The following is a 26,421-nucleotide window of genomic DNA, read 5'->3' as shown; positions in this document are numbered from 1 at the left end:
TTCCGGCGCTGTCATACCGCTGCCCGCGCTCCCCTCTGACCGCCCGCCTGGGCACGGCATCCACGCATGCCCCATCACCATCAATAACAAGGAAACACGGGATGAACACGACCACCCGCAACGCCCTGGGCGCCAGCTGCGCCCTCGCTCTCGCCTGCTCGGCCCTGGCCGGCTGCGCCAAACCGACGGCGGCAGCCATGCCGCCCGTCCAATCGATGCATCTGGACGACGGCAGCATCGCCGTCGACAAGATGTCGCCGCTGCGCCGGCGCCTGCAGATCGCCGCCGTGCAGGAACACGAGATCGCCACGCAGACGGAGGCGCCGGGCAGCATCGTAGCCATGCCGGAAAAACTGGTGAAGATCACGCCGCCCCTGGCAGGCCGGATCACGCGTTTGCAGCGCGCGCTGGGCGACAGCGTGAAGGCGGGCGACCCGCTGTTCACGCTCGACTCGGCGGAGCTGAGTGCCGCCTACGCGGACGACAGCAAGGCGAAATCCGCCCTGCTGCAGGCGCGCCAGGAACTGGAGCGCCAAAAAACGCTGTTCGAGGCAGAAATCGCCGCCCGCAAGGAGTACGAAGCGGCCCAGGCGGCCTTTGCGCAGGCGGGCAGTGATGCCCAGGCCAGCGCCGACAAGCTGGCCCAGTACGGCGCGGGCGCACGCGGCACCCGCCGCGACTACGTGCTGCGCTCACCCATCGCCGGCACCGTGATCGCCATGGAAGGCGCCCAGGGCGGCTACTGGAACGATATCAACGCGCCCGTCATGACGGTGGCGGATCTCTCCACCGTGTGGCTGTCGGCGAATGTCGCCGAAAGGGACCTGGCCCAGGTGGCAGTGGGCCAAAAGACCCGCATCACCGTCGACGCCTGGCCCGGCAAGGCTTTCGAGGGCAAGGTCGCGTATGTGGGCGCCGTGCTCGATCCCGAGACGCGCACGGTGCAAGTACGCGTGGCCATCGACAACCGCGCCGGCGCCTTCAAGCCGGGGATGTTCGCTCATGCGGGATTCGCCGGCGCCAGCCGCCGCGCCCTCCTCGTGCCCGCGTCCGCCGTGCTGCAAAGCGGGCTATCGACCCGCGTGATGGTCGAGCGCAGCCCGCTGGTATTCACGCCGCGCACGGTGCAGGTGGGCGCCAGCCATGGAGAACAGGTGGAAATCCTCGCTGGCCTGAAAGCGGGCGAACGCATCGTCGTCAAGGAAGGAGTGCTGCTCAATGATTGACCGTTTCATCGCCACCTGCTGCCAGCGGCGCGGCATCGTCTGGCTGGTGCTGCTGTTCGTCGCCGCCTACGGCGTCTACTGCTGGAAACAGCTGCCCATCGAAGCCTATCCCGACATCGCCGACGTCACTTCGCAGATCGTCACGCAGGTGCCGGGCCTGGGCGCCGAGGAAATCGAGCAGCAGATCACCATCCCGCTCGAGCGCGCCCTGCTCGGTACGCCCGGCATGCACGTGCTGCGCACGCGCAGCCTGTTCGCCCTGTCGCTGATCACCGTGGTGTTCGAAGATGGCAGCGACGGCTACTTCACGCGCGAACGGCTGCAGGAGCGCCTCGCCAGCGTCAACCTGCCGTACGACGCCAAGCCGGGCCTCGATCCCTACACCTCGCCCACGGGCGAGATCTACCGCTACACGCTGGAATCGAAAACGCGCTCCCTGCGCGAACTGTCCGAGCTGCAGTTCTGGACCGTGATCCCGCGCCTGCAGCAGGTGCGCGGCGTGGCCGACGTCAGCAATTTCGGCGGCCTGACGACGCAGTTCATGCTGGAACTCGATCCCGCAAAACTGGACAGCTACGGCTTTTCGCTGGCGCAGGTGAAGGATGCCCTCAACGCCAACAACGTCAGCGGCGGCGGCAGCGTGATCGACCGCGGCCAGCAATCGTACGTGGTGCGCGGCGTGGGCTTGCTGCATTCGCTCGATGACATGGGCAACGTCGTCGTCAGCAGCAAGGACGGCGTGCCCGTGCTGGTGAAGGACCTGGGCAAGCTCGCTTACGGCAACGTGGAGCGGCGCGGTATCCTCGGCAAGGATGACAACCCCGACACCATCGAAGGCATCACCCTGCTGCTGAAGGATTTCAATCCGTCCGAAGCGCTGGCCGGCATCCATGCGGCCGTGGACGATTTGAACGCCAACGTGCTGCCGAAGGACGTCAAGGTGGTGCCCTACCTGGACCGCAGCTCGCTGATCGACGCTACCCTGCACACGGTGGGATTCACCCTGGGCGAAGGCATGCTGCTGGTTGCCCTCGTACTGCTGCTGTATCTGGGCAGCCCGCGCGCCGCCGCCATCGTCGCGCTGACGATCCCGCTGGCCCTGCTGATCGCCTTCATCTTCATGCACCACTTTAAGATTCCCGCCAATTTGCTGTCGCTGGGGGCGATCGACTTCGGCATCCTCGTCGACGGCTCCGTGGTGGTGCTGGAAAACCTGCTGCGCCGCCGCGAGCGCGAGCAGGAGCGTCCCCTGACCCTGCAGGACGCCATCGAGGCGACCCTGCAGGTGGCGCGCCCCATCATGTTCGGCATGGCCGTCATCATCGCCGCCTACCTGCCCCTGTTCGCCTTCCAGCGCATCGAATACAAGCTGTTTTCGCCCATGGCGTATGCGGTGGGTGCGGCGCTCGTGGGCGCACTGGTGGTGGCCCTGGTCCTGATCCCGGGCCTGGCCTGGCTGGCCTTGCGCAAGCCGCGCCGCACCTTCCATAACCGCGCGCTGGAAAAGCTGGCGGCCGCGTATGGCCGCTTCCTCGAACGCATGGTGGGCAAGAAGCGCTGGGTGGCGATGGTGTGCGCCGCTGCGCTGGCGGCTCTGGCCCTGCTGGGAGGCAGCATAGGCCGCGATTTTTTACCCTACCTCGATGAGGGTTCGCTGTGGCTGCAGGTGCAGATGCCGCCCGGGATCACCTTGGACAAGGCGTCGGAGATGGCCAGCGAACTGCGGCGCGCCGCGCTGGAATTCCCGGAAGTGTCGACCATCGTCACGCAGACGGGACGCAACGACGACGGCACCGATTACTGGACGCCGTCGCACATCGAGGCGAGCGTGGGACTGCATCCGTACAAAAGCTGGAAGTCGGGCATGAGCAAGCAGCAGCTGATCGCGAAAATGAACGCGCGCTTCGCCCGCATGCCCGGCGTCACGGTGGCCTTCATGCAGCCGATGATCGACGGCGTGCAGGATAAATTGTCGGGCGCGCACAGCGACCTGACGGTGAAAATCTTCGGCAACGACCTCGATGAAGTGCGCGCCATCGCCAGCAAGGTGGCCAACGTCCTGAAAACCGTCCCCGGCGCCTCCGACGTGGCCGTGGACGTGGAGCCGCCGCTGCCCAACCTGAAGGTGGAACTGGACCGTGCCAAGGCGGCCCGCTACGGCATCAATGCGGCCGACGTGGCCGACCTGATTGCCACCGGCATCGGCGGCGCGCCCATCGGCCAGCTGTACGTGGGCGAAAAAAGCTACGACATCGCCGTGCGCTTCCCGCCCGCCACGCGTTCCAGCCCGGACGCCATCGCCAGCCTGATGCTCAACGCCGCCAACGGCGCCAGGATTCCGCTGGCGCAGGTGGCCAACATCAGCACCACCTCGGGCGAAAGCGTGATCGTGCGCGAAATGGGGCGGCGCCACATCATCGTGCGCCTCAATGCCCGCGGACGCGACCTGGCCGGTTTCCTGGCCGAAGCGCGCCCGCTGGTGGCGCAAGCCGTGGCGGGCGAGCACCAGCGCATCAGCGTCGAATGGGGCGGCCAGTTCGAAAACCTCCAGCGCGCGCAAAGCCGATTGGCCCTGATCCTGCCGATGACCCTGGGCGCCATGTTTTTGCTGCTGTTTGGCCAGTTCCGCAACCTGCGCCAGCCCGCGCTGGTCTTGCTGGCCGTGCCGCTGGCCATGCTGGGCGGCCTGGCCGCGCTGCACCTGCGCGGCATGACCCTGAATGTGTCGAGCGCCGTCGGCTTCATCGCCCTGTTCGGCGTGGCCGTGCTCAATGCCGTGCTGATGCTGGCGCAGATCAACCGCTTGCGCGCGGACGAAGGCCACAGCTTGCGCGACGCCGTGCTGGAAGGCGCGCGCGACCGCATGCGCCCCGTGCTGATGACGGCTACCGTGGCCGCCCTGGGGCTGACACCGGCCATGCTGGCCACGGGCCTGGGCAGCGACGTGCAGCGCCCGCTGGCCACCGTCGTGGTGGGCGGCCTGTTGACGGCGACGGCACTGACCCTGCTGCTGTTGCCGGCCCTGTATTACCTGATCGAGGCGTATGTACAGCAACGCCGGATCGATACCGAAGGAGTGAACCATGACACGTTTTAATGTAATGCTGGCGGCCTGGCTGATCGCCCCCTGCGCCAGCGCCGCCCCGTTGTCCTTCGAGACCTATTTGTCCGCGGTGGAGAGCCACAGCCTGGAACTGCAGGCGCAGCAGGAAGACATCGTCTCGGCCAAGGCCGGCATCGGCATCGCCGGCCTGCGTCCCGATCCCGAATTTACCCTGGGCGCCACGCGCGAGACCGTGCGCAGCGTCGAACACCGTCCCATCACGTGGAATCCCGCCATCAGCATGGCCATCGAGACGGGCGGCAAGCGCGCGGCGCGCTTAAAATCCGCACAGAGCCATGTCGCGCTGGCCGAGGAGACGGTGGCTGGCTTCAGAAGTGAACTGTATGGCACGGCCGCCGCCGCGTTCACGGAAGCGTGCCGCACGCGCGAGGTCCTCGCGCGCAAGGAGCAGACCATGGCGGCCCTGTCGAAGGTGGTCGAAGCGAATACCGTGCGGCGCAAGGCGGGCGACGTGGGCGGCATCGAGCTGCTGCAGTCGCGCGTGGAACGCGACCAGTTCCAGGCCGACCTGGCACAGGCGCGCAGCGAGGCGGACAGCGCCATGTTGAATTTGTCGCCCCCCTTGGGCCGCCAGTTCGACAGCCTGTTTCCGGACGCGCAGCTGGCCTGCGACTTCGCCGCGTATGAGAACAGGGATGCCTCGGTACTGGTGCCGCAGGCGCTCGAGGCGCGCAGCGATGTGCGCATCGCCCGCGCCACCGTGGACTATCTGCGCGACGGCGCTGCGCTCGTGCGCGCCAACCGCGCCGTCGACCCCACGCTGACGGTGGGCCTGGCCGCCGCGCGCGGCTACCATGACGGTTTTGACGCCAGCGGCAATCCCGTCGACGGCTCGCCGCGCTCGCGCGCCTTGAGCATATCGCTGGCCATTCCGATCCCCCTGTCGCGGCGCGACAAGGGCGACGTGGTGCAGGCCGAAGCGGGCGTGACGCAGGCGATGCTGGCCCTGCGCCAGGCGGAACTGCAAGCGGAAACGCAGGTGCGCACGGCGCAGCGGCAGCTGCATGCGGCGCAGGACAGACTGGCACGCTACCGCGACGGCGTGCTGGTCGATGCGCAAAAGGTGGTCGATGGCATGCGCCTGTCCTACGTCAAAGGCAATGCCTCGCTGCTGGAATGGCTGGCGGCGCAGCGTTCGGCCGATGAGGCGTATCAGGGCTATGTGCAGGCGCGCGCCGATGCGGCCAATGCCAGCACGCAGCTGCAACTGGCGATCGGCCAGCGGCCGCGCTTGTAGCGGGAGAAGGTAGAGCGAGGGGAGACCGGCGCGGCGATGCCGCACCGGTCGTCAAAAACAGGGAATTACTGCGGCTTGGCAGGAGCGTCGGTGTCGTCCGCTTCAGGCTCGTCACCGTCGGCACCTTCTTCACCGTCGGCAGGCTTCGGATTGTTCTTCGCTTCCAGCTTGCGTCTGGCTTTTTCCTCGGCTTTCTTCTTCTTTTCCAGCTCTTTTTGCCGTTTTTCGTATTGGAAATTTGTCTTGGCCATTTACTACCTCTTTAGTTTTTTATTGTTACAGATAAGCACATAGGGCACATTATGACGTAATTGGACCAAACACCAAATGTTTAGCCGCGCGGATGATGCTGCGCATGCAGCAGTTTCAGCCGTTCGCGGGCCACATGCGTGTAAATCTGTGTGGTGGAAATATCAGAGTGCCCCAGTAACAATTGCACAACACGCAAGTCCGCGCCATGGTTGAGCAGATGCGTGGCGAACGCATGGCGCAGGGTATGCGGCGACAGCGGCGCCGTGATGCCGGCGCTCAGCGCATGCTTCTTGATGATGACCCAGAACATTTGCCGCGTCATGGCGCCCCCGCGCCGCGTGACGAACAGCGCATCGTCCATCTGTCCGTCGAGGATGACGCCGCGCGCTTCCTTCAGGTAGCGCTCGATCCACAGCCGCGCCTGTTCGCCGAACGGCACCAGCCGCGTCTTGCTGCCCTTGCCCGTGATGCGCAGCACGCCATCGTTCAGGCTCAGTTCCACCGATTGCAAGTCCACCAGTTCCGACACGCGCAAGCCGCTCGCATACATGAGTTCGAGCATCGTGCGCTCGCGCAAGCCCAGCGGTGTGCTCACGTCGGGCGCCGCCAGCAAGGCTTCCACCTGCGCTTCGCTCAAGGTGTGCACGAAGCGCGCCGGCTGCTTGGCCGACACCATCTTCAGGCACGGGTCGGCCGCGATATGCTTGTGCCGCAGCGCCAGCTGGTAAAAGCGCTTGAGCACGGACAGACGCCGGTTCGACGACGTCGCCTTGCTCTCGTCGTGGCGGGCGGCAAAATACGCCTCGATGTCGGCCGTGGACACCTCGTACAGCCCCTCGCGCCCGGGCCGCGCCACTTCCAGCCAGCGGGCGAACAGCCGCATGTCGCGCCGGTAGGCATCGAGCGAGTTTTTCGACAGGCCGTCTTCCAGCCACAGGCTGTCGCAGAATTCGTCGATCAGGGTGGCGTTGTCGGGCGCCAGCAGACTGTTCATCATGCGTAACCTTCGACGCCTTCATGCGCCAGCAGCCAGCGCTTGACGCCCAGGTGGAAGCCCGTCGCATCGTCGTGATGGGCAAAGCCGCCCAGGCCGCCGGCGGCCGTCACGCGGTGGCAGGGAATCACCACGGGAAACCAGTTGGCGCCGCAGGCCTGGCCCACGGCGCGCGGGGCCGAGCCGATCAGGCGCGCCACGTCGCCATACGTGCGCACCTGGCCGCGCGGAATCCCGGCGATCGCCGCCCATACGCGTTGCTGGTAGGCGCTGCCCGCGTCTGCCAGCGGCAGGTCGAAGACATAATCGGGATCAAGGAAATAGCGCGCCAGTTGCTGGCACGCCCGCTCGGAGACGGCATCCTGCGGCGCTTTCTCGTCGAAGTGCGGCGGCAAATACATCAGTTCGCGCAACTGGCCATCCTGCGCGCGCACGCCCATGGCGCCGAACGGCGCGGCCACGATGGCGCTGAACAGTTCACTGCCCTGTTGTTTTTTCATCTGCTGATCATTATTCAAGTGTGGCATATATGCAACCTGCCGGCGCGGAAACGGCGCCACGGGAATTATGCACCGACTTTGGGCGTGCCGGCGGACGTTTCCTGCGCACGAAAAAAAAGCGCACCAGTCGGTGCGCTTCAAATATTGCTTCACGTTCCCGGTCGTTTGGGTCCGCCGGTGCCGGCTTGTGGCCGCAGACAGCTATGACTCAACAACTTCTGTGAAACGTGTGTCTCCTCAATATATCCCCGGTATCAATACCGTTTTTATAGACCACTCCCCCACTAACCTTGTTGCCAATTCTGTATTTCAGCCTTGCTACCGGGGCGTATATGCATATACGTGTTTCCCCTTAAGGCTGCCCATCATAGCGCATTTATTCGGCCGGATCGACTTTTTTTGCACCATGACGGGGACAACTGTTTTAGTTGTAAATTAAATTTGGCAGCCACAGCGAGATTTGTGGTACGTAGGTAATCAAGCCCAGGAAGGCGAGCATCGTCAGCAGCCACGGCATCACGGCTACGGTCAGCTCCGAGATGCCCATCTTGGTGATGCCGGACGCCACGTACAGGTTCAGGCCCACGGGCGGATGGCACATGCCGACTTCCATATTGACCACGATCAAGATGCCGAAGTGCACGGGGTCGATGCCCAGCTTCATGGCGACGGGGAACAGGATAGGCGCCATGATCAGCACGATGGACGACGGCTCCATGACGTTACCAGCCAACAACAGCAGCACGTTGACCACCAGCAGGAAGCTGATCACGCCCAGGCCCTTGCCCGTGATCCATTCGGCCATCGCCTGCGGGATGTTTTCGCTGGTCATCAGGAACGAGAACAGCACAGCATTCGTGATGATGTACAACAGCATCGCCGACATGGCGGCCGAATCGAGCAAGACCTTGCCCACTTGCTTGATTTTCAAGTCCTTGTAGACGAAGACGGCAATGATGAAGGCGTACACGGCAGCCATGGCGGCCGCTTCCGTCGGCGTGAAGGCGCCTGAATAGATGCCGCCCATGACGATGACGATCAGCAGCAGGCCCCAGGCGCTTTTCTTGAACGTCACGAAACGCTCGCCCCAGCTGGCCTTTTTCATGCGCGGATAGTTGTGCTTGCGCGCCAAAAACCACGTCGTCAGACCCAGCAGCATGGCCAGCATCATGCCGGGAATCACGCCCGCCATGAACAGCTTGCCAACAGAGGTATTCGTGCTGACGGAATACATCACCATCACGATCGATGGCGGAATCAGAATGCCCAGCGCACCCGAGGTGGTGATGACGCCAGCGCCGAAACCGCGCGGATAGCCCTGCTTGACCATGGCCGGCAGGATGATGGAGCCGATCGCCACCACGGTGGCGGGGCTGGAGCCGGAGACGGCCGCAAACAGCGCGCACGCCATCACGCCGGCCAGCGCCAGGCCTCCGTGCCAGTGTCCCACCATGGAGCTGGCGAAGTTGATCATGCGCCGCGCCACTCCGCCATGCGTGAGGAAGTTACCCGCCAAAATGAAGAACGGGATGGCCATGATTTCGAATTTTTCAATGCCCGTGAAGATCTTCAGGGCCACCGATTCGATGGGCACGCTGGTCATGGTGAACAGGAACGTCAGTACCGTCAGGCCCAGCGAGATGGAGATCGGCATGCCGGTCAGCATCAGCGCCAGCAGCAGCACAAAAATAATCAGCGCGTTCATGCCTTGGCTCCTTTTTCTTCCGCCGTCAGTTCGTCTTCCAGGCCCTCGACATGCGAGTGGTCGTGTTTTGGCAGGGCGCCCGTCTTGATGAAATGCACCATTACCTGCAGGAAACGGAAGCACATCAGGTAGGAACCGAGCGGCACGGCCAGGTAGACCAGCCACATCGGTACTTCCATGTCGGCGGAGGTCTGGTCCGTGTGGCCGATAGACCACACGAAGCTGGCGCCCAAAGTACCCACGATGCCGGTAAACAGGGCGCCGGCGGCCAGGCCGAAGACGATGAAGCGGTCGCGCCAGCGGGGGTTCATGCGGTTGATCAGGACGTCGACGCCCACGTGGATGCCCGTGCGCACGCCATACGCGGCGCCGAACTTGGCCATCCAGACGAACATGTAGATGCACAGTTCCTGGGCCCAGCTGGTATTGATTTGAATCAGGAAGTCTTGCAGGCCCGGTATCGGCAAGCCTGCCAGGTAGCGGTGCACGACCGCCACGAAGATGATGAAGGTGGCTGCGCCCATCAGGGACGCGATCAGCCACTCTTCCAGGTGATCCAGAAATTTCATGGTGGACTTTCAAAGAATGCGGGTACGCTGGCACCCGCGCAGGACGCGCAGGTGCCGTTGCTACAGAAAGACAGGGATGTCCCTGAAAGCCGCGCCCGGTGGCGCGGCCAGCGCGGCTTACTTCGCGCTTTCCTTGTTGATGGCCGAGATCAGATCCTTGCCGATGCGCCCTTCCATGGCCTTCTGCACGGGCGCCAGCGCCTTGCGCCACTCGGCCTGTTCCTGCACCGTCAGCGTGTAGATCTGCGTCTTGCCCGCTTTCTTGATGGCGTCGAGGGCCTGGTCGTTGTCGCGCTGGGCGATGGCTTTCTCAAACGTGGTCGCCTCGCGCATGGCTTTTTCCAGCTGGCCGCGGATATCGGGCGGCAAGCCATCCCAGAATTTCTTGTTGACGATGACGGCATAGCCCAGGTAGCCGTGGTTGGACACGGTCACGTGCTTTTGCACTTCATGCATCTTTTGCGTGTACATATTCGATGGCGGGTTTTCCGTGCCGTCGACCACGCCCGTCTGCAGCGCCTGATACACTTCCGAGAAGGCCAGCACCTGCGGGTTGGCGCCCAGCGCGCGCATCTGCGCGTCGAGCACCTTCGACGACTGGATGCGCATTTTCAGGCCCTTGAAATCGGCCGGGGTGTGCAGCGGCTTGTTGGCCGACATCACCTTGAAGCCATTGTCCCAGTAAGCCAGGCCCGTGATACCCTTGGGTTCCAGCTTTTTCAGCAGGCTCTTGCCGATTTCGCCTTCGGTGACGTTGTACAGCGCCGTCTTGGTAGGGAAGATGTAGGGCAGATCGAACGCTTCGAATTCCTTCACGCCCAGCGGACCGAACTTGGCCAGCGACGGCGCCAGCATCTGCACGGCGCCCAGCTGCAGCGCTTCGAGTTCTTCCTTGTCCTTGTACAGCTGGCTGTTCGGGTAGAGTTCGACCTTGACCTTGCCATTCGTGGCTTTTTCGGCCAGTTGCTTGAAGCGTTCGGCGGCCTGGCCTTTCGGCGTGTCCGTCGCCACGACGTGGCTGAACTTGATGACGATGGGCGCTTGCGCATAGGCATGGACGCCGGCGGTGGCGCCGATGGCCGCGCACAGTGCGACGAACAGGGTTTTCATTGGTGGCAGTTGCATTTTTGTCTCCTGAGTGGTTTTTAGAAAAACTTTATTATTTGTCTATTTGAATATTGTGCCAAAGAAACTGCCTCGGCTATTGTGGTTAACCACAATAGCCGGTTCCCGATAAGCCGCTACCCTGCCAGCCATGCCGACTCCCCCCACCCTTGCGCGCCGCTTCAAGCTATCGAGTCCGATGCGCTGGCTGCTGCCCGTCATCCTGCTGCTGCTGTTCCTCTCCGTCCTGTTCTGGCTGCCTTGGCAGGCGCGCCAGATGGAAAGCAACGAGCGCCAGGAGCAATTGATCGCCGACACGCTGTGGGTCGAGCAAACCATCCGTTTCCAGCTGGCGCGCAACGAGGAAAGCCTGTTCAACCTGGGCGTGGACATCGCCAGCGGCTCCCTGTCGTCGGAAAAAGTGCACGAACGGCTGCAGCAGATGCTGCGCAATGGCCGCGAACTGCAGCGCGTGCTGTGGCTCGACACGAGCGGCAAGGTGCTGGCCACCAGCGACAGCAATCCGCCGCACGCCCTGGCGTTTTCTCCCGCCTCGCTGACGGCGGCCGACAATGCGCGCCGCCTGCACCGGGGCCAGTACGCCCAGCCTTCGCAGCAGACGGGCTTTCCCGACGCGCCGCCGGGCGCCATGCTGATGGACTACCACCAGCCCCTGTTCGATGGCCAGCGCTACGTGGGCAGCCTGGTGGCCACCTATCAGATCAGCAGCCTGCTCGATGAAATGGTACCGTGGTGGTTCGCGCAGGATAACCAGATTTCGCTGATCGACCGCGACGACAAGGTGCTGGCGCGGCGCGCCGCCGCCGGTCCCGGCCACGGCGTGTACACGCACAAGCGCGCCCTCGACGTGCCCGGCGCCAGCATCACGCTGTTTACCGACAGCGTGAAAAGCCAGCCCAAGCTGCTGCCCAATCTGCTGGTCGGCTCCGTCATCGCCCTGTCGCTGGGTTTATTATGGAGCTTGCTGGCCCTGTGGCGCCACATCTCGCGCCGCCTGGTGGCCGAGGGCGCGCTGCGCCAGCAGATGCTGTTTCGCACGGCGATGGAAAACTCGCTGGTGACGGGCATGCGCGCGCGCGACCTGGAAGGAAGAGTCACCTACGTGAATCCCGCGTTTTGCCAGATCGTCGGCTATCCGCCCGAGGAAATCCTCGGGCGTTTGCCGCCCATGCCCTACTGGGTGCCGGAGGCGCTGGAGGAATACCAGCAGCGCTTCGTCAAGGCCCTGGCCGGCAATCCCACGCCGCAGTTCGAAACCTATTTCCAGCGCCCGGACGGCACGCGCGTGGCCGTGCTGATCTTCGAGGCGCCGCTGGTGGACAAGAACGGCCAGCAGACGGGATGGATGGGTTCCGTGCTCGATATCTCGGACCGCAAGCGCGTCGAGGAACTGAATCGCCAGCAGCAGGAAAAGCTGCAAACGAGCTCGCGCCTGGCCACCATGGGCGAGCTGGCGTCGATGCTGGCGCATGAACTGAACCAGCCGCTGGCGGCCATTTCCAGCTACACGACAGGGGCCTTGAATTTGATCCGCCGCGCCATCGAGCATGACGCCCCCGTCGAGCCGGCCACCCTGAAGCCGGCGCTGGAACAGGCCAGCGCGCAGGCGCAGCGGGCCGGCCAGATCATCCGCAGCGTGCACGATTTCGTGCGCAAGAGCGAGCCGCAGCGCCAGGATATCGCCATCCGCACCCTGATCGACGGCATCCGCGCGCTGATCGACCTGCAGGCGCGCAAATACTATGTCACCATCCAGGAAGAGCTGCCGCCGGACCTGCCGCTGCTGCGCGCCGACCCCGTGATGATCGAGCAGGTGCTGCTGAACCTGACGCGCAACGCCATCGAGGCGATGCAGGACGCGGCGCCGGGACGGCGTATCATGCGCCTGCGGGCCAGCCACGACGCGCAGCAAGGCATGGTGACGGTGGACGTGATCGACCATGGCCACGGCATCCCGGTGGACGTGGCCGAGCGGCTGTTTTCGCCGTTTTTCTCGACCAAGTCCGAAGGCATGGGCATGGGCCTGAACATCTGCCGCACCGCCATCGAATTTCACGGCGGCGCGCTGACCTTCGGCGCCAACCCCGCTGGCGGCACCATCTTTACCTTCAGCGTGCCGGCCGCGCCGCACCAAGCAATAACGCATAACGAATAACGAAACGACAAGCCGGAGACACCATGCTACACATCATTGACGACGAAGAGGTCGTACGCGACTCCCTGTCCTGGCTGGCCGCCTCGCGCAGCATCGAGGCGCGCAGCTACGCCAGCGCCCAGCAATTCCTCGATAGCCTCGACGGCGGCTTCGACGCCGCCGGCGACTGCGTGCTGCTCGACGTGCGCATGCCCGACATGAACGGCATCGCCATGTTCGACCAGCTGGTCAAGCGCGACCTGACGGCGCGCCTGCCCGTGATTTTCCTCACCGGCCACGGCGACGTGCCGATGGCCGTCGACAGCCTGAAACGGGGCGCCTTCGACTTCTTTGAAAAGCCGTTCAACGACAACGACCTGATGGACCGCGTGCAACAGGGCCTGGCCAACTCGCGCCAGGCCGGCGAACTGGCCGCCGTGCACGCGCGCCTGGCCACCCTGTCGACGCGCGAACGCGAAGTGCTGGACCTGATTTTGGCGGGCAAGATGAACAAGGTGGTGGCCGACAAGCTGGGCATCAGCATGCGCACCGTGGAAGTCCACCGCGCGCATATCTTCGACAAGATGCAGGTCAAGACGGCGGTGGAGCTGGCGGGGTTGTTGAAGTAAGCGTGACGCGGGCGCTTAACGCGTCAGCATGACATTGGACACCTTGCCATCTGCGACGATCACTTCCGTCGTCAGCGTGCCTCCCTGCTTGCTTTCAATGGGAGTAAATGCGCCTGGATAAAACACGGACCAGCTCACGTTGGTGGTGACGTAATAGATGCCATCGGGCACGTCCGTGAATTCGAACCTGCCATCGCTGTCGGCCATGGTGGTGCGGTCATAGTCACGGATCTTCGGACTGACGGTGCCGACGACCTGGCGTTTGTACAGCGATGCCGGCAGCATGGCCAGCTTGCGCGCATATTCCGTCTTCGGACGCAAAGTGACTTTTTCACCACCAGCTTTCTTGAACTCCCCACCTTTGGTTTTCATGAAAGCCTGGCCTTTGACGCCACCGCTGCCGGTTTTACTCAAGGCGTCATATTCCGCCTGCTGGAATTCTGGCATGACAACAGGCGGACGCGGAGTCGAGCATCCCATCAGCACAGCAGCCAGCACGCTCAAAGACAGTAATTTCAACATTTCCTCCTAGATATTATTTCCATAAAAAATAATTATATGCAATTGGAAAGTTAAAAACCAGACAATCATCTTTTACGCGGCAGGCCACCGACTCATAATGATTACTCGTCGTGATGCTCGTGATGCTCCGCCGCCCCATGCTTCCAGTAACTGGCCACGTGCAGATGCTGCTTCGGCACCCCGGCGTCGATGAAATGCCCGCGCAAGCCCTGTACCTGCGCATGCTCGCACGCCACCCACACGTAGCCGTCGCCATCCTGCGGCAAGGCGACTTGCGCCAACGCTTCCAGCAGCAGCGGTCCCTTGCGGCCATTGCGCGCCACCCAACGCACATCCAACTGAGCCGCGCACTCGAGCGCGATCTGCTCGCCGTCTTCGACGATCTCGATCACGGCGATGGCCCGCGCAGTGGCCGGCAGCTGCTCCAGGCGGCGGGCGATGGCCGGCAAGGCCGTCTGGTCGCCCAACAGCACATACCAGTCGAAGTCGAGCGGCACCAGCATGGAGCCGCGTGGCCCGCCCACGCCCAGGGTCTGGCCGGGCGCCGCTTGCGCCGCCCACAGCGATGCAGGCCCGTCGCCATGCAGCACGAAGTCGATGTCCAGCTCGCGCCGCGCGGCGTCATAGCGGCGCGGCGTGTAGTTGCGGGCGATGGGGCGCGGCCCTTCCGCGTACTGGATCGGGTTGGCGCCGTTACCCAGCACGGGAAACACGGGCGTGGCCTGGCCCGGGGCGGGGAAGAACAGTTTCACGTGGTCGTCGTGCGCCGGCGAGACAAAGCCGTCCAGGTCATCGCCTGCCAGTGTGATGCGGCGCATGTGCGGCGTCAGCTGTTCGGTGCGCACGACGGTGAGCACGCGCAGTTTCAAATCGTGGCGCACGCGCTCGATGGCGTGCGGGCGGGGTGCTGTTTGTGGTGCAGTGGTCATGTGCTTGTCCTTGTAAATTGGGCTCAGTGGCCGTCGACGATGGCGTTCGCCGCCTGTTCCAGCACGGCGGAGACACGCTCGGCTTCCGCCTCGCTCCAGCTGGTCTTGTTCAGCAACAGCGCATGCTTGAGGGTGTGCATGGCCTGGCGCACGCGCTCGGGCAAGGCATTGCGCGCCTGGACGCGGGCAAACATGTCGAGGCGGGCCAGGATGCCGTCCACCTGGGCGCGGTTCTCGTCGAGATACGCACGGCCCAGGTCCGTGATCGTGTAAAGCTTCTTGCCGCTGGCGCTTTCGGAGGACGTCACATGGTCCTGCTCTTCCAGCAAGGTCAATGTCGGATACACGGCCCCGGGGCTGGGGGCGTAGGCGCCGCCGCAACGCTCTTCGATGGCCTTGATGATTTCATAGCCGTGGCGGGGGCTGATTTCGATCAGCGCCAGCACGATCAGCGGCAGATCGCCGCGGCCGAAGACGCGCTCGGCCCGTTCGCCGCGCCCGCCCCGGCCACCGGGGCCGCCATGGCCCATGCCGTCGCCGCGCTCGTCGAAGCCGCGCGGGCCGCGGCCGTGCATGAAGTATTCGTGACGGTCTTCGTGGCGATGCCCGCCGTGATGGTGGTGGTGATGCTGGCCGCAATGGCCGTGTTCTGCGTGGTGTGAGTTTCTCATGTTTTCTCTTTAAAGATATATCGTTAGTAGGTATCGACATTTTATAACGATATATCGATAAGTCAAGCAGAAATTTGTTATGCTCGTCCTTTCCCAATCGACATGCCGATGCCATGCCTGAAAAAACTGTCCCAGAAAAAATGTATGTGAAAAATGCCAAGGTCCTGGCCGTGCTCAATGACGGCGGCGAACACGGGGAATTACTGGCGCAGTTGCCTGCCGAGCGGCGAGCTAGTGAGGGAGAGCGCGCCGACTGGATACTGCTGTTCGCACGCAGCCGCGCGGAACTGGAGCAGTTTCTGCCGGCGGCGCGGGCGCGCCTGGCGCCCGGCGGCGCGGTCTGGGTGGCGTACCGCAAGGGCGGCATAAAAGCGGGCAGCGATATCCACCGCGACGATATCCGCGACTTTGCGCAATCCGTGGGACTCGACAGCGTGGCGATGGTCGCCATCGACGTCGCCTGGTCGGCGCTGCGCCTGAAGCAGGTTTAATTTAAACGAAGGTCAAGCGATGCCGTGCAAGGCCAGCGCCCATTCGACGTGCTCGCGCACGATGGCCGACGGGTGCGCGCGGCGCGACAGCAGGGCCGCGACGATGTCGGGCTGACCACGGGCCTTGGTGGCCGCGTTGCCCATGCCGACGGCCAGGTTGCGCAGCCAGCGTTCGTGGCCGATGCGGCGGATCGCGCTGCCTTCCATGCGGCGGTTGAATTCCTCTTCCGTCCAGGCGAACAGCTCCACCATGCCGGCGCTGCCCAGGCTGTGGCGCTCGTCGAAGTCGGGCACGACGGCGCGCTGGGCGAACTTGTTCCATGGGCAGACGGTCTGGCAATCGTCGCAGCCGTACACCTTGTTGCCGATCAAGGAGCGCATTTCGACAGGAATGGCGCCTTTCAGCTCGATCGTCAGGTAGGAGATGCAGCGCCGCGCGTCGAGCTGGTACGGCCCCAGGATGGCTTGCGTCGGGCACACCGTGATGCACGCCGAGCACTGGCCGCAGCGCGGGGTCTCCGGCGGATCGACGGGCAGCGGCACGTCGATGAGGATCTCGCCGAGGAAAAAGAAGGAACCGCCCTGGCGGTTGATCAGCAAGGTGTGCTTGCCGCGCCAGCCCAAGCCGCCCTTTTGCGCCAGCTCGACTTCCATCACGGGCGCCGAGTCGCTGAAGACGCGGTAGCCGAAGTCGCCGATCTCGCCCTTGATGCGCTCGGCCAGCTGCTGCAGGCGCGAGCGCATCACCTTGTGATAGTCGCGACCCCGCGCATACACGGAGATAACGGCCGCCGCAGGATCGGCGTCGCGCGCCGCCTCGTGCGCGCGCCAGTCGGGCCCCAGCGCCGGCGGCAGGTAATTCATGCGCGCGCTGATGGCGCGCACCGTGCCCGGCACCAGTTCGGCCGGGCGCGCGCGCTTCATGCCGTGGCTGGCCATGTAATCCATTTCGCCGTGATACCCTGCATCGAGCCACGCCTGCAAGGGCGCTTCCATGTGCGACAGATCCACGTCGGCGATGCGCACCTCGGCAAAACCCAGCTCGCGCCCCCATTCCTTGATGGTGCGCGCCAGGACGGCGAGATCGGTGGTGGTGGCGGACATAGGGGACTTTACGGAAAACGGCAGGCGCGCGGGCGGTTACAATGACAGCAGCCTCCATTTTATGCGATACGGAAGATAATGACCGAACACTTCAAAGCCCACCTCCACGACGAAGCCGGCACCGCCGCGCTGGGTGCCGCGCTGGCGCGCGCGCTGGCGCCGGGCCTGGCGATCTACCTGCACGGCGACCTGGGCGCCGGCAAGACGGCCCTCACGCGCGCCCTGCTGCACGCGGCCGGCCATGCGGGCCACGTCAAAAGCCCCACCTACACCTTGTCCGAACCGTACACGGTGCAAGTCGACGGCCAGAGCGTCAACGTCATCCACTTCGACCTGTACCGCATGGGCAGCGCCGAGGAATTTCTCGACGCGGGCTTTCGCGAAGACTTCGACGGCCGCAATATCTGTATCGTCGAATGGCCCGAGAAAGCCGAACCGGTGCTGCCGCCGGCCGACCTGAATGTTTATTTGAGCGTTGCGGGTACAGGACGTGATGTAGAATTGCAAGCGTCTTCTGAATTGGGTCTGTCATGCCTTCACCGTCTCAAATTCGCCCCGAACCTTTGATCTCCTCGCCCATCACCCGGCGCACGGTACTCAAGGCCGGCGGCACCCTGCTGTTGTCCGTGTTCGCGCCCATGTCGGCGATGGCGGCGCAAATCCTCGCCGTGCGCGTCTGGCCGGCCGAGGACTACACGCGCGTCACCCTGGAAAACGACAGCATCCTCAAGGCGACCCACTTCATCGTCAAGGACCCGGAACGGCTGGTGGTCGACATCGAAGGGCTGGAACTCAATCCCACCTTGAAGGGCCTGGTGGCAAAGATCCAGTCGAACGACCCTTACATCAAGCAGGTGCGCGTGGGCCAGAACCGGCCAAACGTCGTGCGCCTGGTCTTCGACCTGAAAGAGGAAGTCACGCCGCAGCTGTTTACCCTGCCGCCGGCCGGCTCCTACAATCACCGTTTGATCTTCGACCTGTATCCCGTGCGCGAGCCGGACCTGATCGCGCAAATGATCGAAAAAGGCGACTGGTCGAGCGACCCGGCCAAGCCGCCCATGGCCGGCACGCATACGCCGCCGCCCGCGCTGCCCCTGCCCGACAGCGGCAAGCCGCCCGTGGCCGCCGTGGCGCCGCCGGTAGCGCCCATCATGCCGCCCGTGCCCGATATCCGCCCGGAACAGCGCCCGGAAGCGCGGCCCCTGCCGGGCCAGAAAGTGGTGCGCATGATTACCATCGCGCTCGATCCCGGCCACGGCGGCGAAGACCCGGGCGCCATGGGCAGCCGGGGCAGCCGCGAAAAAGACGTGGTGCTGGCCATCGCCAAGCGCCTCAAGACCAAGCTGGAACTGCAACCGAACATGCGCGTCATGCTCACGCGCGACGCCGATTTCTTCGTCCCGCTGGGCATGCGCGTGGAAAAGGCGCGCAAAGTGCAGGCCGACCTGTTCGTCTCGATCCACGCCGACGCCTTCATCCAGCCGACGGCGCGCGGCTCGTCCGTCTTCGTGCTGTCCGAAAAGGGCGCCACCTCGACGGCCGCGCGCTGGCTGGCCAACAAGGAAAACCAGGCCGACCTGATCGGCGGCGTGAACGTGAAGAACCACGACAAGCAGCTGGCCAGCGTGCTGCTCGACCTGTCGACGACGGCGCAGATCAATGACAGCATGAAGCTGGGCAAGGCCGTGCTGCGCGAAATCGGCGGCATCAACCGCCTGCACAAGGGTTCCGTCGAGCAGGCCGGCTTCGCCGTGCTGAAAGCGCCCGACATCCCTTCCATCCTGATCGAAACGGCCTTCATCTCGAATCCGGAAGAAGAAGCCAAGCTGACCGACAACGGCTACCAGGACCAGATGGCCGACGCCATCGTCACGGGCATCAAGAATTACTTTGCGAAGAATCCGCCGCTGGCGAAAAGCCGTTTGACCTGACATGAAAGCCTAGCATGAGCAACAGCACCTTTGGCCAGCTGCCGGCCGTGACCATCCATGCCGCCGACGGCGCGCAGGCGACCGTCACACTGTACGGCGGCCACCTGGTCTCGTGGCAAACCAGCGATGGCCAGGAGCGCCTGTTCTGCAGCCGCGATTCCGCCCTCGACGGCAGCCGCGCCATCCGGGGCGGCGTACCCGTGATCTTCCCCCAGTTCGGCGCGCGCGGCACGGGCATGCGCCACGGCTTTGCGCGCGTGTCGACGTGGCAGCTGGAATCGAGCGGCAACAACGATGGCGCCGCATGGGCGCAATTTGCCCTGACCGCGGCTGACTTGCCGGAAGCGATCGCCGCAAGCTGGCCCTACGCGTTCACGTTGCGCCTGCGCGTGGCCGTCAAGGCGCAGTCGCTGGAGCTGCACCTGTCCGTGCACAACACGGGCGAACAGGCATTTCCGTTCTCGGCCGCCCTGCACAGCTATTTTGCGATCGATCAGTTGAGCGAGGCGCGCGTCAAAGGCCTGCAGCGCGTGCGCTATTCCGACGAGACGCCGCAAGATGCCTTGCAGGCGGAAGAGGAGCTGCAATTTTCGGACAAGCTGGACCGCATCTACTACCAGCTGCCGGGCGCCCTGACCCTGCAGGCGGGCACCGCCACCCTGCGCCTGGAGCAGCAGGGCTTTACGGACGCCGTCGTATGGAACCCGGGCGCGCAAGACGCTGCCGCCCTGCCCGACCTGGCCGACGACGAATACCAGCATTTCATCTGCATCGAACCTGCCCTGATCCAGCCCGATACGCTGGCCGCCGGCGCCGCATGGAGCGGCCGCCAGCGCCTTGAATTCGTTTAATTCGATTCCTTGATGATGCGTCCATTACCGGGTTGCACCGGGCGCGCATTCAAGGGATACAAACGGCTGAACAGCGCCATCTGCGCCGGCGATGCCTGCACCGGCTGCTTCATCACCAGCCACAGCACGCCCTCGCTGCACGGCGGCGAAGTCAGCGATCCCATATACGTGTAGTAGTCGCGCCGCGCCGGCAGCATCTCGGCCGGATCGAGCAAAATGGTCGGCTGCATGGTCTCGAATTTTTCCAGCGGCAGGTTGTTCCACACGGTCTGGATGGTCGCTTGCGGCGCGCCCCGCTCCAGCAGCAGGGCCAGCACGGCCAGCCGGCCTTCCGCGTCGCGGTGCACCAGGTGCACCACCATCTCGAACGCCTTGCCATTGATGCGCTCTTCGGACGGGCGGTGAAAATGGAATTGCTGCAGCTCGAACATGCGGTTCTGCACCGTGATGTAATTGCCGCCGCTCACGCCCACCTGCACCGTGTGGCCATTGTCGACCACGCTGAACGACGAGGGGTGGTAGTCAAAGCTGATCTGCTCAAGCTCCACCTTCATGCCGTCGCGGATGTCGATCGGCGACTGGCGGCTGCCATTGCCGCATTTGGCCCAGTCGACATTGATCTTGCTCCAGTTGGCGGGGCCACTTTCCCCCTCGTACGACCAGTGCGTGCCACGCGGCACGGGCGGTGGTGGCGGCGGCGTAGCCTTCACCACGGCGGCGCGCTTGGCGCGGGCAGCGGCGCGGGCCGCCTGCGTGGCGCGCATTTCCGCCAGGCGCGCCGCGATGCGTTCGGACAGGTCGACTTCGGCCGCTTCTTCCTTCTCGCGCGCCGTGGGCGCGACGACGACAGGCGCCTTGGCCTCCTTGCCCTTGACCGATTCCGTCAGGGTTTTCATGGCGGCCGCGCGCGCCGACGCCGACATGGGCGCGGATGCGGCGGCGCTCGCCGAGGCGGGGGCATCTTTGGCGCTTGCCATGGCCGCCATCGCGGCAAGGCTGCAAGCTAACAGGGCGCTCAAATGTCGCATGGAAATCCAGAAAGTGAGAATACCCTCTGGTTTACGGCTGGAAAGCAACAAAACTTGAATCAGCGCGGGAGTAAAACAGAAACAAGCTGGAGAAAAACGGGATCCGGGGCCGGCTGCGGACTGAGCCGCAGCGCGCTTGCCCTGGATTCATGCGGCCTTACGCCGACTTGCCGACCATGCGCTTGTAGAGTTTCCACATGCCGCCCAGTACTACCGGCACGACGGCGGCACCGACACCGATCAGCACGATCAAGGTCAGGTGGTCGCGGATCCATGGGATATTGCCGAAGAAGTAGCCCGCCGTCACCAGACCGACCACCCACAACAGGGCGCCCGTCACGTTGTACATCTGGAAGCGCGCATGCGTCATGTCGGAAATGCCGGCCACGAAGGGGGCGAAAGTGCGCACCACCGGCACAAAACGGGCCAGGATGATGGTCTTGCCGCCGTGCTTTTCAAAGAATTCATGCGTGCGGCGCATGGCATCCTTGTTGATCCAGCGGTAATCGTGGGTAAACACCCTTTGCCCAATGGCCTCGCCTATCCAGTAATTGAGCGTGTTGCCCGTGACGGCGGCCGTCACCAGCAAGGCGATCAGCAAGCCCAGGTGCATTTGCCCCGTCGCGCAAAACGCGCCGGCGATAAACAACAAGGTATCCCCAGGGAAGAAAAACAGTACCACGAGGCCTGTCTCGCAAAAAATAATGGCAAACAGCACTGCATACACAAGGGTACCGTACTGCTCGATCAAGAGGCCCAGCGTCTTGTCGACATGCACGATCATGTCGAGGAATTGCACAAAATCCATATATTTTTCCCTAAAGGTAGCGGCGGAATCATACACCACCCGGCCAGCGCAACGGCAGTCCCCGGCCCGATATTTCAGGATTAATTATGCGTCGCCCTTGCGCGTGTGGCAATTTAAGTAAAGGTTAAGGAAACGCCGTCTCGGCAGGCAACTGCCGGGATTACCATCTGCAATGTTTTTACAGCGAAATATTGCCATTCCGGTATACACTTTCTGCACGGCGCAACCCGCGCCCACCAGGAGAAAACATGTATCGACACCCATTGAGCGGCCTGACCATGGCCACCGTACTGGGCCTCGCCCAACTGTCCGCCCATGCGGCGCCCGTCCAGATCAAGGCACCCGCCGAGCTGCCCGCCAAGGCGACCTTGGCCGACGTGATCAAGGCCTCTAAGCCATCCGACTGGCGTGCGCTGGACCCGGACAACACCTTGTACATGGACATTCCCGCCGGCCGCGTGGTGATCGAACTGGCGCCGGACTTCGCGCCGAAACATGTGGCCAATATCAAGGCCCTGGTGGGCGAACAGTATTACGACGGCCTGGCCATCACGCGCGCGCAGGACAACTGGGTGGCGCAGTGGGGCGATCCGAACGAGAAAAATCCCAAACCGATCCAGCACGCCCGGCGCACCCTGCCCGGCGAATTCACAGTACCTTTGACAAACATCAAGAGCTTCACGCGCCTGCCGGACGTCGATGGCTATGCGCCGCAGGTCGGCCATTCGAACGGTTTCCCGTCCGCGCGCGATCCGAAAACCGGCACGGCCTGGCTCACGCATTGCTATGCCACCGTGGGCGTGGGCCGCGACAGCGCCAGCGACAGCGGCGGCGGCACGGAGCTATACGCCGTCATCGGCCAGTCGCCGCGCCACCTGGACCGCGACATCACGGTCGTCGGCCGAGTCGTCTCCGGCATGCCGCTGTTGTCGACACTGCCGCGCGGCGCCGGCCCCATGGGCTTTTATGACAGCCCCGAGAAAAACGTGCCGATCAAGTCCATCCGCCTGGCCGCCAGCGTGCCTTTGGCACAGCGCAGCAACCTGGAAGTGATGCGCACCGACAGCGCCGCCTACCAGGCCGTACTGGAAGCCCAGCGCCACCGCGGCGGCCCGTGGAGCAAGGTCACGGCCGGCCACGTCGACCTGTGCAATGCACCGATACCGGTGCGGGAGGCGGGGAAGTAAACGCCCCGAAGGGCAAATTCCGGGGTCGTACCTTGAGGGTACGACCCCAGTCTTCGTTTTGGGTTTAATGCATCAGCACAGCAGTGCCCCCCCTTGCGAACCCGCTATAATCAGGGGATGAACGCTCCCATCACGCCCCACCGCCCGATCCAGGCCCTGCCTGACCAGTTGATTTCGCAAATCGCCGCCGGCGAGGTAGTCGAGCGGCCATCGGCCGTGGTCAAGGAATTGCTGGAAAACGCGCTCGACTCGGGCGCCACGCAGATCACGGTGCGGCTGGAAGAAGGGGGCGTGAAACGCATTGCGATTACCGACAACGGGCGCGGCATTGATAAAGATCAATTACCGCTGGCCTTGGCGCGCCACGCCACCTCGAAGATCGCATCGCTGCACGACCTGGAAAACGTGGGCACCCTGGGATTCCGGGGCGAGGCGCTGGCCTCGATCGCCTCGGTCGCCGCCGTCACCGTGACCTCGCGCACGGCGGACGCGGCGCACGCCTGGGAAATCGTCGGCTCGCACAACGGCAGCGTGTCGCCGTCGTCGGGCGCGCACGGCACCACGGTCGACGTGCAGGACCTGTATTTCAACACGCCCGCGCGGCGCAAATTCCTCAAATCCGAACAGACGGAGTATGGCCACTGCGCCGAAGTCGTGCGCCGCATCGCGCTGGCGCGGCCCGACGTGTCGTTCTCGCTGTCGCACAATGGCCGCACCATCGACCAGTGGAATATCAGCGAACTGGCCAAGCGCAGCGCCCACATCCTGGGCAACGACTTCGCCGAGGCGCGCCTGGCGCTGGACGAGTCGGCCGGCAGCCTGCGCATTCACGGCTTTGCCGGCTTGCCGACGGCATCGAAGGCGCGTGCCGACGGCCAGTTCTTTTATGTCAACGGGCGCTTCGTGCGCGACAAGCTGCTGGTGCACGCCGTGCGCATGGCGTATCAAGACGTGCTGCATGGCGACCGTTTTCCATCGTACGTGCTGGCGCTCGACCTCGATCCGGCCCTGGTCGACGTCAACGTGCACCCGTCGAAGATCGAAGTGCGCTTCCGCGACAGCCGTTCCGTGCACCAGTTCGTCTTCCACGCGGTGCAGCGCGCGCTGGCGCAAACGTCGGCCACGGCCTTCGGCAGCGTACCGGCACCGCTGCCGGCCGCCTCCACCCTGGGCGGCGGCGACGTGGGTGCGGCTCCCGGCGGCCCCGGCATCTGGCGCCGCGAGCAGACGCAAACCTCGTTCGGCGCGCAATTCACGAATACCTTTGCACCGGCCTCGCCCGGCGCGGCCCGCCCCTTCTTTGCCGACGCGCCAGGCGTGGGGCAAGACACGGCGGCCTACGGCGCCCTGTTCGGCGGCGGCAGCGCATCCTCGCCGATCACGCAGGTGGAGCCGTACATCGCCTCGCCCGAAGCGATGGCGCGCGAAGAATATCCGCTGGGCTTTGCCCTGGCCCAGCTGCACGGCATCTACATCCTGGCGCAGAATACCAAGGGCCTGGTGCTGGTCGACATGCACGCGGCGCACGAGCGCATCCTGTACGAACAGCTGAAAAACGCGCTGCAGGCGCAGGTGTCGGGCCAGGACATGCAGGTGCAATCCTTGCTGATTCCCGTGACGTTTTATGCGGACGCCATCGAAGTGTCGACGGCGAATGAAAACCAGGACACCTTGAAAGCGCTGGGCTTCGACATCGCCGCCCTGTCACCCACCACGCTGGCCGTGCGCTCCGTGCCGACCCTGCTGAAGAACGCCGACGCGCAAACGCTGGCACGCGACGTGCTGCGCGACGTGCGCGAATACGGCGGCTCGCGCGTGCTGATCGAGCGCCAGAACGAATTGCTGGGCACCCTCGCCTGCCACACGGCCGTGCGTGCCAACCGGATTTTATCAGCGCAGGAAATGAACGCCCTGCTGCGCCAGATGGAGAGCACGGAACGCGCCGACCAGTGCAACCATGGCCGGCCCACGTGGGTGCAGGTCGAGATCAATGCGCTGGACAAGCTGTTCCTGCGCGGCCAGTAAAAGAGCCTGAAAAACGTCCATGGCGGCGTTGCACTGCCTCGCCGTACTAGCCGTACTGTCTTCGGCAATGCGCCTTGCCCTGAACGTTTTGCCAGTCTCTTTTGCACCACATCATACAAAACCAACATGCAAAACACCCCACACCTCCCCCTGGCCGTCGCCATCATGGGCCCCACTGCCAGCGGCAAGACGGCCAGTGCGCTGGCCATCGCGCAAGCCATCCCGTCCGAGATCATTTCCGTCGATTCCGCCCTCGTTTACCGGGGCATGGATATCGGCACGGCCAAGCCCTCGCAAGAGGAGCTGGCCCAGGTTCCGCATCATTTGATCGATATCATCGACCCGCTCGACGCCTATTCCGTGGCGCAGTTCCGCAACGATACCCTGCGCCTGGTGGCGGAGATCTCGGCGCGCGGCAAGCTGCCGCTGCTCGTCGGCGGCACCATGCTGTACTTCAAGGGTCTGGCCGATGGCCTCGACGACTTGCCCGGCGCCGATCCTGCCCTGCGCGCCCAACTGGAAGAGGATGCGGCCGCCATCGGCTGGCCCGCCATGCATGCGCGCCTGGCCGAGCAAGACCCGGTCACGGCGGCGCGCCTGGCGCCGCAGGACGCGCAGCGCATCGGCCGCGCGCTGGAAATCATCGCCTTGTCCGGCCAGCCCATGTCGGCCCTGCTGGACCGGCGCGAAAAGACCGTGCTGCCATTTCAATTGCAATCGTTCGCGCTGGAGCCGTCCGACCGCGCCGTGCTGCATGCGCGCATCGCCACGCGCTTCGACCTCATGCTGAAAAACGACGCCCTGCTTGATGAAGTGGAGCAGCTGCGCCGGCGCGGCGACCTGCACCCGGGTCTGCCATCGATGCGCTGCGTCGGCTACCGCCAAGCCTGGGAATACCTCGATGGCCGCATCGACCGCGCCGCCCTGCGCGAGACGGGCATCATCGCCACGCGCCAGCTGGCCAAACGGCAGCTCACCTGGCTACGCTCAATGCCGGAGCGCATCGTCATCGATTGCCTGGGACGTGAGCCGGCCGCGGCCATGCTGACGCAGATCCAAGCGTTGCTGAAATAGTCACGACAACAATCCACCACGAAAAATCCACACATTTTTTTGCGCCGGCATTGACAAGGAAATGGGAAGACTGGATAATGCTCGGCTGTTGGGTGATATAGCTCAGTTGGTTAGAGCACAGCATTCATAATGCTGGGGTCGGTGGTTCAAGTCCACCTATCACCACCAAAGAACATCGATCAGGTTTCCCCTGATCACAACCAGCATCCGGTCTGACCGGTCTGTTTGGTGATATAGCTCAGTTGGTTAGAGCACAGCATTCATAATGCTGGGGTCGGTGGTTCAAGTCCACCTATCACCACCAA

Annotated in this window: 24 protein-coding genes and 2 tRNA genes; 14 read left to right on the top strand and 12 right to left on the bottom strand. The window is 64.1% G+C overall.

The genetic code is table 11. The features are described 5' to 3' along the window. The first annotated feature begins 101 nt into the window (after positions 1-101). The 3 genes from AC07X6_RS27530 to AC07X6_RS27520 are packed head-to-tail and all read left to right on the top strand — an operon-like array spanning position 102 to position 5,587. Positions 102-1,226 (top strand): efflux RND transporter periplasmic adaptor subunit, encoded by a 1,125-nt coding sequence (locus tag AC07X6_RS27530; RefSeq protein ID WP_494793068.1) that lies wholly within the window; start codon positions 102-104, stop codon positions 1,224-1,226. Then, complete coding sequence (locus AC07X6_RS27525; RefSeq protein ID WP_494793067.1) at positions 1,219-4,323, top strand: efflux RND transporter permease subunit; 3,105 nt, start codon at positions 1,219-1,221, stop codon at positions 4,321-4,323. Before AC07X6_RS27530 ends, AC07X6_RS27525 begins: the two co-directional genes overlap by 8 nt. After that, on the top strand, positions 4,310-5,587 hold the full coding sequence (locus tag AC07X6_RS27520; RefSeq protein ID WP_494793066.1) for a TolC family protein: 1,278 nt from the start codon (positions 4,310-4,312) through the stop codon (positions 5,585-5,587). Before AC07X6_RS27525 ends, AC07X6_RS27520 begins: the two co-directional genes overlap by 14 nt. Positions 5,588-5,652: 65 nt before the next feature. Here the strand turns inward: AC07X6_RS27520 and AC07X6_RS27515 are convergent, their stop codons facing one another. The 6 genes from AC07X6_RS27515 to AC07X6_RS27490 all read right to left on the bottom strand — a co-directional run bounded on the left by AC07X6_RS27515 (position 5,653) and on the right by AC07X6_RS27490 (position 10,717). Further along, entirely contained in the window at positions 5,653-5,838 is a 186-nt protein-coding gene (locus tag AC07X6_RS27515) for a hypothetical protein (protein WP_494793065.1), read from the bottom strand. Positions 5,839-5,918: 80 nt separating this feature from the next. Then, a complete protein-coding gene (gene xerD / locus AC07X6_RS27510) occupies positions 5,919-6,836 on the bottom strand; it encodes a site-specific tyrosine recombinase XerD (RefSeq protein WP_489629858.1) in 918 nt (305 codons plus the stop codon). Continuing rightward, positions 6,833-7,333 carry a methylated-DNA--[protein]-cysteine S-methyltransferase gene (locus AC07X6_RS27505; RefSeq protein WP_494793064.1) on the bottom strand — a complete coding sequence of 167 codons (501 nt, stop codon included), beginning with the start codon at positions 7,331-7,333 and terminating at the stop codon, positions 6,833-6,835. Before AC07X6_RS27505 ends, xerD begins: the two co-directional genes overlap by 4 nt. A 424-nt stretch (positions 7,334-7,757) precedes the next feature. Next, complete coding sequence (locus tag AC07X6_RS27500) at positions 7,758-9,038, bottom strand: TRAP transporter large permease (protein WP_034746868.1); 1,281 nt, start codon at positions 9,036-9,038, stop codon at positions 7,758-7,760. Beyond that, complete coding sequence (locus AC07X6_RS27495) at positions 9,035-9,607, bottom strand: TRAP transporter small permease (RefSeq protein ID WP_230539953.1); 573 nt, start codon at positions 9,605-9,607, stop codon at positions 9,035-9,037. The genes AC07X6_RS27500 and AC07X6_RS27495 overlap by 4 nt, the downstream gene beginning before the upstream one ends. A gap of 117 nt (positions 9,608-9,724) precedes the next feature. After that, positions 9,725-10,717, bottom strand: a complete 993-nt coding sequence (locus AC07X6_RS27490) for a TRAP transporter substrate-binding protein (RefSeq protein WP_230539988.1) — start codon at positions 10,715-10,717, stop codon at positions 9,725-9,727. Between the two features lie 145 nt (positions 10,718-10,862). Here AC07X6_RS27490 and AC07X6_RS27485 point away from each other — a divergent pair, with 145 nt between their 5' ends. Beyond that, positions 10,863-12,887 carry a PAS domain-containing sensor histidine kinase gene (locus tag AC07X6_RS27485; protein ID WP_494793063.1) on the top strand — a complete coding sequence of 675 codons (2,025 nt, stop codon included), beginning with the start codon at positions 10,863-10,865 and terminating at the stop codon, positions 12,885-12,887. A 23-nt stretch (positions 12,888-12,910) separates the two neighbouring features. Beyond that, a complete protein-coding gene (locus AC07X6_RS27480) occupies positions 12,911-13,495 on the top strand; it encodes a response regulator transcription factor (RefSeq protein ID WP_230539955.1) in 585 nt (194 codons plus the stop codon). A gap of 15 nt (positions 13,496-13,510) precedes the next feature. Here AC07X6_RS27480 and AC07X6_RS27475 read toward each other — a convergent pair whose 3' ends face one another. The 3 genes from AC07X6_RS27475 to AC07X6_RS27465 form a co-directional block, all read right to left on the bottom strand. Then, entirely contained in the window at positions 13,511-14,017 is a 507-nt protein-coding gene (locus AC07X6_RS27475; RefSeq protein ID WP_494793062.1) for a hypothetical protein, read from the bottom strand. A gap of 101 nt (positions 14,018-14,118) precedes the next feature. Next, a complete protein-coding gene (locus AC07X6_RS27470) occupies positions 14,119-14,946 on the bottom strand; it encodes a siderophore-interacting protein (protein WP_494793061.1) in 828 nt (275 codons plus the stop codon). A gap of 23 nt (positions 14,947-14,969) precedes the next feature. Beyond that, on the bottom strand, positions 14,970-15,521 hold the full coding sequence (locus AC07X6_RS27465) for a PadR family transcriptional regulator (protein ID WP_436544075.1): 552 nt from the start codon (positions 15,519-15,521) through the stop codon (positions 14,970-14,972). A gap of 242 nt (positions 15,522-15,763) precedes the next feature. Between AC07X6_RS27465 and AC07X6_RS27460 the strand changes: the two genes are divergently transcribed. Continuing rightward, positions 15,764-16,108 carry a DUF3052 family protein gene (locus AC07X6_RS27460; RefSeq protein ID WP_494793060.1) on the top strand — a complete coding sequence of 115 codons (345 nt, stop codon included), beginning with the start codon at positions 15,764-15,766 and terminating at the stop codon, positions 16,106-16,108. A 12-nt stretch (positions 16,109-16,120) separates the two neighbouring features. Here AC07X6_RS27460 and queG read toward each other — a convergent pair whose 3' ends face one another. Next, positions 16,121-17,212, bottom strand: coding sequence for a tRNA epoxyqueuosine(34) reductase QueG (queG, locus tag AC07X6_RS27455; RefSeq protein ID WP_494793059.1), 1,092 nt, complete (start codon positions 17,210-17,212; stop codon positions 16,121-16,123). Positions 17,213-17,290: 78 nt separating this feature from the next. Here queG and tsaE point away from each other — a divergent pair, with 78 nt between their 5' ends. Genes tsaE through AC07X6_RS27440 form a run of 3 tightly spaced genes read left to right on the top strand, consistent with a single transcriptional unit; the run spans position 17,291 to position 19,994 of the window. Beyond that, positions 17,291-17,779, top strand: a complete 489-nt coding sequence (gene tsaE, locus AC07X6_RS27450; RefSeq protein WP_474292758.1) for a tRNA (adenosine(37)-N6)-threonylcarbamoyltransferase complex ATPase subunit type 1 TsaE — start codon at positions 17,291-17,293, stop codon at positions 17,777-17,779. Then, entirely contained in the window at positions 17,743-19,143 is a 1,401-nt protein-coding gene (locus AC07X6_RS27445) for an N-acetylmuramoyl-L-alanine amidase (protein ID WP_230539961.1), read from the top strand. The genes tsaE and AC07X6_RS27445 overlap by 37 nt, the downstream gene beginning before the upstream one ends. A 14-nt stretch (positions 19,144-19,157) precedes the next feature. Next, a complete protein-coding gene (locus tag AC07X6_RS27440) occupies positions 19,158-19,994 on the top strand; it encodes a D-hexose-6-phosphate mutarotase (RefSeq protein ID WP_230539962.1) in 837 nt (278 codons plus the stop codon). On the opposite strand, the gene AC07X6_RS27435 is transcribed toward AC07X6_RS27440, so the two are convergent. Continuing rightward, positions 19,991-20,971, bottom strand: coding sequence for a carbonic anhydrase (locus AC07X6_RS27435; protein WP_494793058.1), 981 nt, complete (start codon positions 20,969-20,971; stop codon positions 19,991-19,993). The genes AC07X6_RS27440 and AC07X6_RS27435 overlap by 4 nt on opposite strands. Positions 20,972-21,179: 208 nt before the next feature. Continuing rightward, on the bottom strand, positions 21,180-21,830 hold the full coding sequence (locus AC07X6_RS27430) for a VTT domain-containing protein (RefSeq protein WP_071075583.1): 651 nt from the start codon (positions 21,828-21,830) through the stop codon (positions 21,180-21,182). 248 nt (positions 21,831-22,078) lie between these two features. Between AC07X6_RS27430 and AC07X6_RS27425 the strand changes: the two genes are divergently transcribed. The 5 genes from AC07X6_RS27425 (at position 22,079) to AC07X6_RS27405 (ending at position 26,420) form a co-directional block, all read left to right on the top strand. Continuing rightward, positions 22,079-23,017 (top strand): peptidylprolyl isomerase, encoded by a 939-nt coding sequence (locus tag AC07X6_RS27425; RefSeq protein ID WP_494793057.1) that lies wholly within the window; start codon positions 22,079-22,081, stop codon positions 23,015-23,017. 117 nt (positions 23,018-23,134) lie between these two features. Beyond that, on the top strand, positions 23,135-25,042 hold the full coding sequence (gene mutL, locus AC07X6_RS27420; protein ID WP_494793056.1) for a DNA mismatch repair endonuclease MutL: 1,908 nt from the start codon (positions 23,135-23,137) through the stop codon (positions 25,040-25,042). 126 nt (positions 25,043-25,168) lie between these two features. Next, the gene (gene miaA, locus AC07X6_RS27415) at positions 25,169-26,116 is read left to right on the top strand and encodes a tRNA (adenosine(37)-N6)-dimethylallyltransferase MiaA (RefSeq protein ID WP_494793055.1); all 948 of its coding nucleotides are present in this window, start codon (positions 25,169-25,171) and stop codon (positions 26,114-26,116) included. 91 nt (positions 26,117-26,207) lie between these two features. Further along, positions 26,208-26,284 (top strand) — tRNA-Met (locus AC07X6_RS27410). Positions 26,285-26,343: 59 nt separating this feature from the next. After that, positions 26,344-26,420 (top strand) — tRNA-Met (locus AC07X6_RS27405). Position 26,421: the final 1 nt, after the last annotated feature.

It is taken from the genome of Janthinobacterium sp. GW460-12-1-14-LB5 (assembly GCF_059423585.1).
The sequence above is the reverse complement of the archived record's forward strand: the minus strand, read 5'-3'. Positions and strand labels throughout refer to the sequence as shown.

Coding starts and splice junctions, on each gene's coding strand:
- AC07X6_RS27530 (WP_494793068.1), top strand. CDS start 102: ATGAACACGACCACCCGCAACGCCCTGGGCGCCAGCTGCGCCCTCGCT.
- AC07X6_RS27525 (WP_494793067.1), top strand. CDS start 1,219: ATGATTGACCGTTTCATCGCCACCTGCTGCCAGCGGCGCGGCATCGTC.
- AC07X6_RS27520 (WP_494793066.1), top strand. CDS start 4,310: ATGACACGTTTTAATGTAATGCTGGCGGCCTGGCTGATCGCCCCCTGC.
- AC07X6_RS27515 (WP_494793065.1), bottom strand. CDS start 5,838: ATGGCCAAGACAAATTTCCAATACGAAAAACGGCAAAAAGAGCTGGAA.
- xerD (WP_489629858.1), bottom strand. CDS start 6,836: ATGATGAACAGTCTGCTGGCGCCCGACAACGCCACCCTGATCGACGAA.
- AC07X6_RS27505 (WP_494793064.1), bottom strand. CDS start 7,333: ATGAAAAAACAACAGGGCAGTGAACTGTTCAGCGCCATCGTGGCCGCG.
- AC07X6_RS27500 (WP_034746868.1), bottom strand. CDS start 9,038: ATGAACGCGCTGATTATTTTTGTGCTGCTGCTGGCGCTGATGCTGACC.
- AC07X6_RS27495 (WP_230539953.1), bottom strand. CDS start 9,607: ATGAAATTTCTGGATCACCTGGAAGAGTGGCTGATCGCGTCCCTGATG.
- AC07X6_RS27490 (WP_230539988.1), bottom strand. CDS start 10,717: ATGAAAACCCTGTTCGTCGCACTGTGCGCGGCCATCGGCGCCACCGCC.
- AC07X6_RS27485 (WP_494793063.1), top strand. CDS start 10,863: ATGCCGACTCCCCCCACCCTTGCGCGCCGCTTCAAGCTATCGAGTCCG.
- AC07X6_RS27480 (WP_230539955.1), top strand. CDS start 12,911: ATGCTACACATCATTGACGACGAAGAGGTCGTACGCGACTCCCTGTCC.
- AC07X6_RS27475 (WP_494793062.1), bottom strand. CDS start 14,017: ATGTTGAAATTACTGTCTTTGAGCGTGCTGGCTGCTGTGCTGATGGGA.
- AC07X6_RS27470 (WP_494793061.1), bottom strand. CDS start 14,946: ATGACCACTGCACCACAAACAGCACCCCGCCCGCACGCCATCGAGCGC.
- AC07X6_RS27465 (WP_436544075.1), bottom strand. CDS start 15,521: ATGCACGGCCGCGGCCCGCGCGGCTTCGACGAGCGCGGCGACGGCATG.
- queG (WP_494793059.1), bottom strand. CDS start 17,212: ATGTCCGCCACCACCACCGATCTCGCCGTCCTGGCGCGCACCATCAAG.
- tsaE (WP_474292758.1), top strand. CDS start 17,291: ATGACCGAACACTTCAAAGCCCACCTCCACGACGAAGCCGGCACCGCC.
- AC07X6_RS27445 (WP_230539961.1), top strand. CDS start 17,743: ATGCCTTCACCGTCTCAAATTCGCCCCGAACCTTTGATCTCCTCGCCC.
- AC07X6_RS27440 (WP_230539962.1), top strand. CDS start 19,158: ATGAGCAACAGCACCTTTGGCCAGCTGCCGGCCGTGACCATCCATGCC.
- AC07X6_RS27435 (WP_494793058.1), bottom strand. CDS start 20,971: ATGGCAAGCGCCAAAGATGCCCCCGCCTCGGCGAGCGCCGCCGCATCC.
- AC07X6_RS27430 (WP_071075583.1), bottom strand. CDS start 21,830: ATGGATTTTGTGCAATTCCTCGACATGATCGTGCATGTCGACAAGACG.
- AC07X6_RS27425 (WP_494793057.1), top strand. CDS start 22,079: ATGTATCGACACCCATTGAGCGGCCTGACCATGGCCACCGTACTGGGC.
- mutL (WP_494793056.1), top strand. CDS start 23,135: ATGAACGCTCCCATCACGCCCCACCGCCCGATCCAGGCCCTGCCTGAC.
- miaA (WP_494793055.1), top strand. CDS start 25,169: ATGCAAAACACCCCACACCTCCCCCTGGCCGTCGCCATCATGGGCCCC.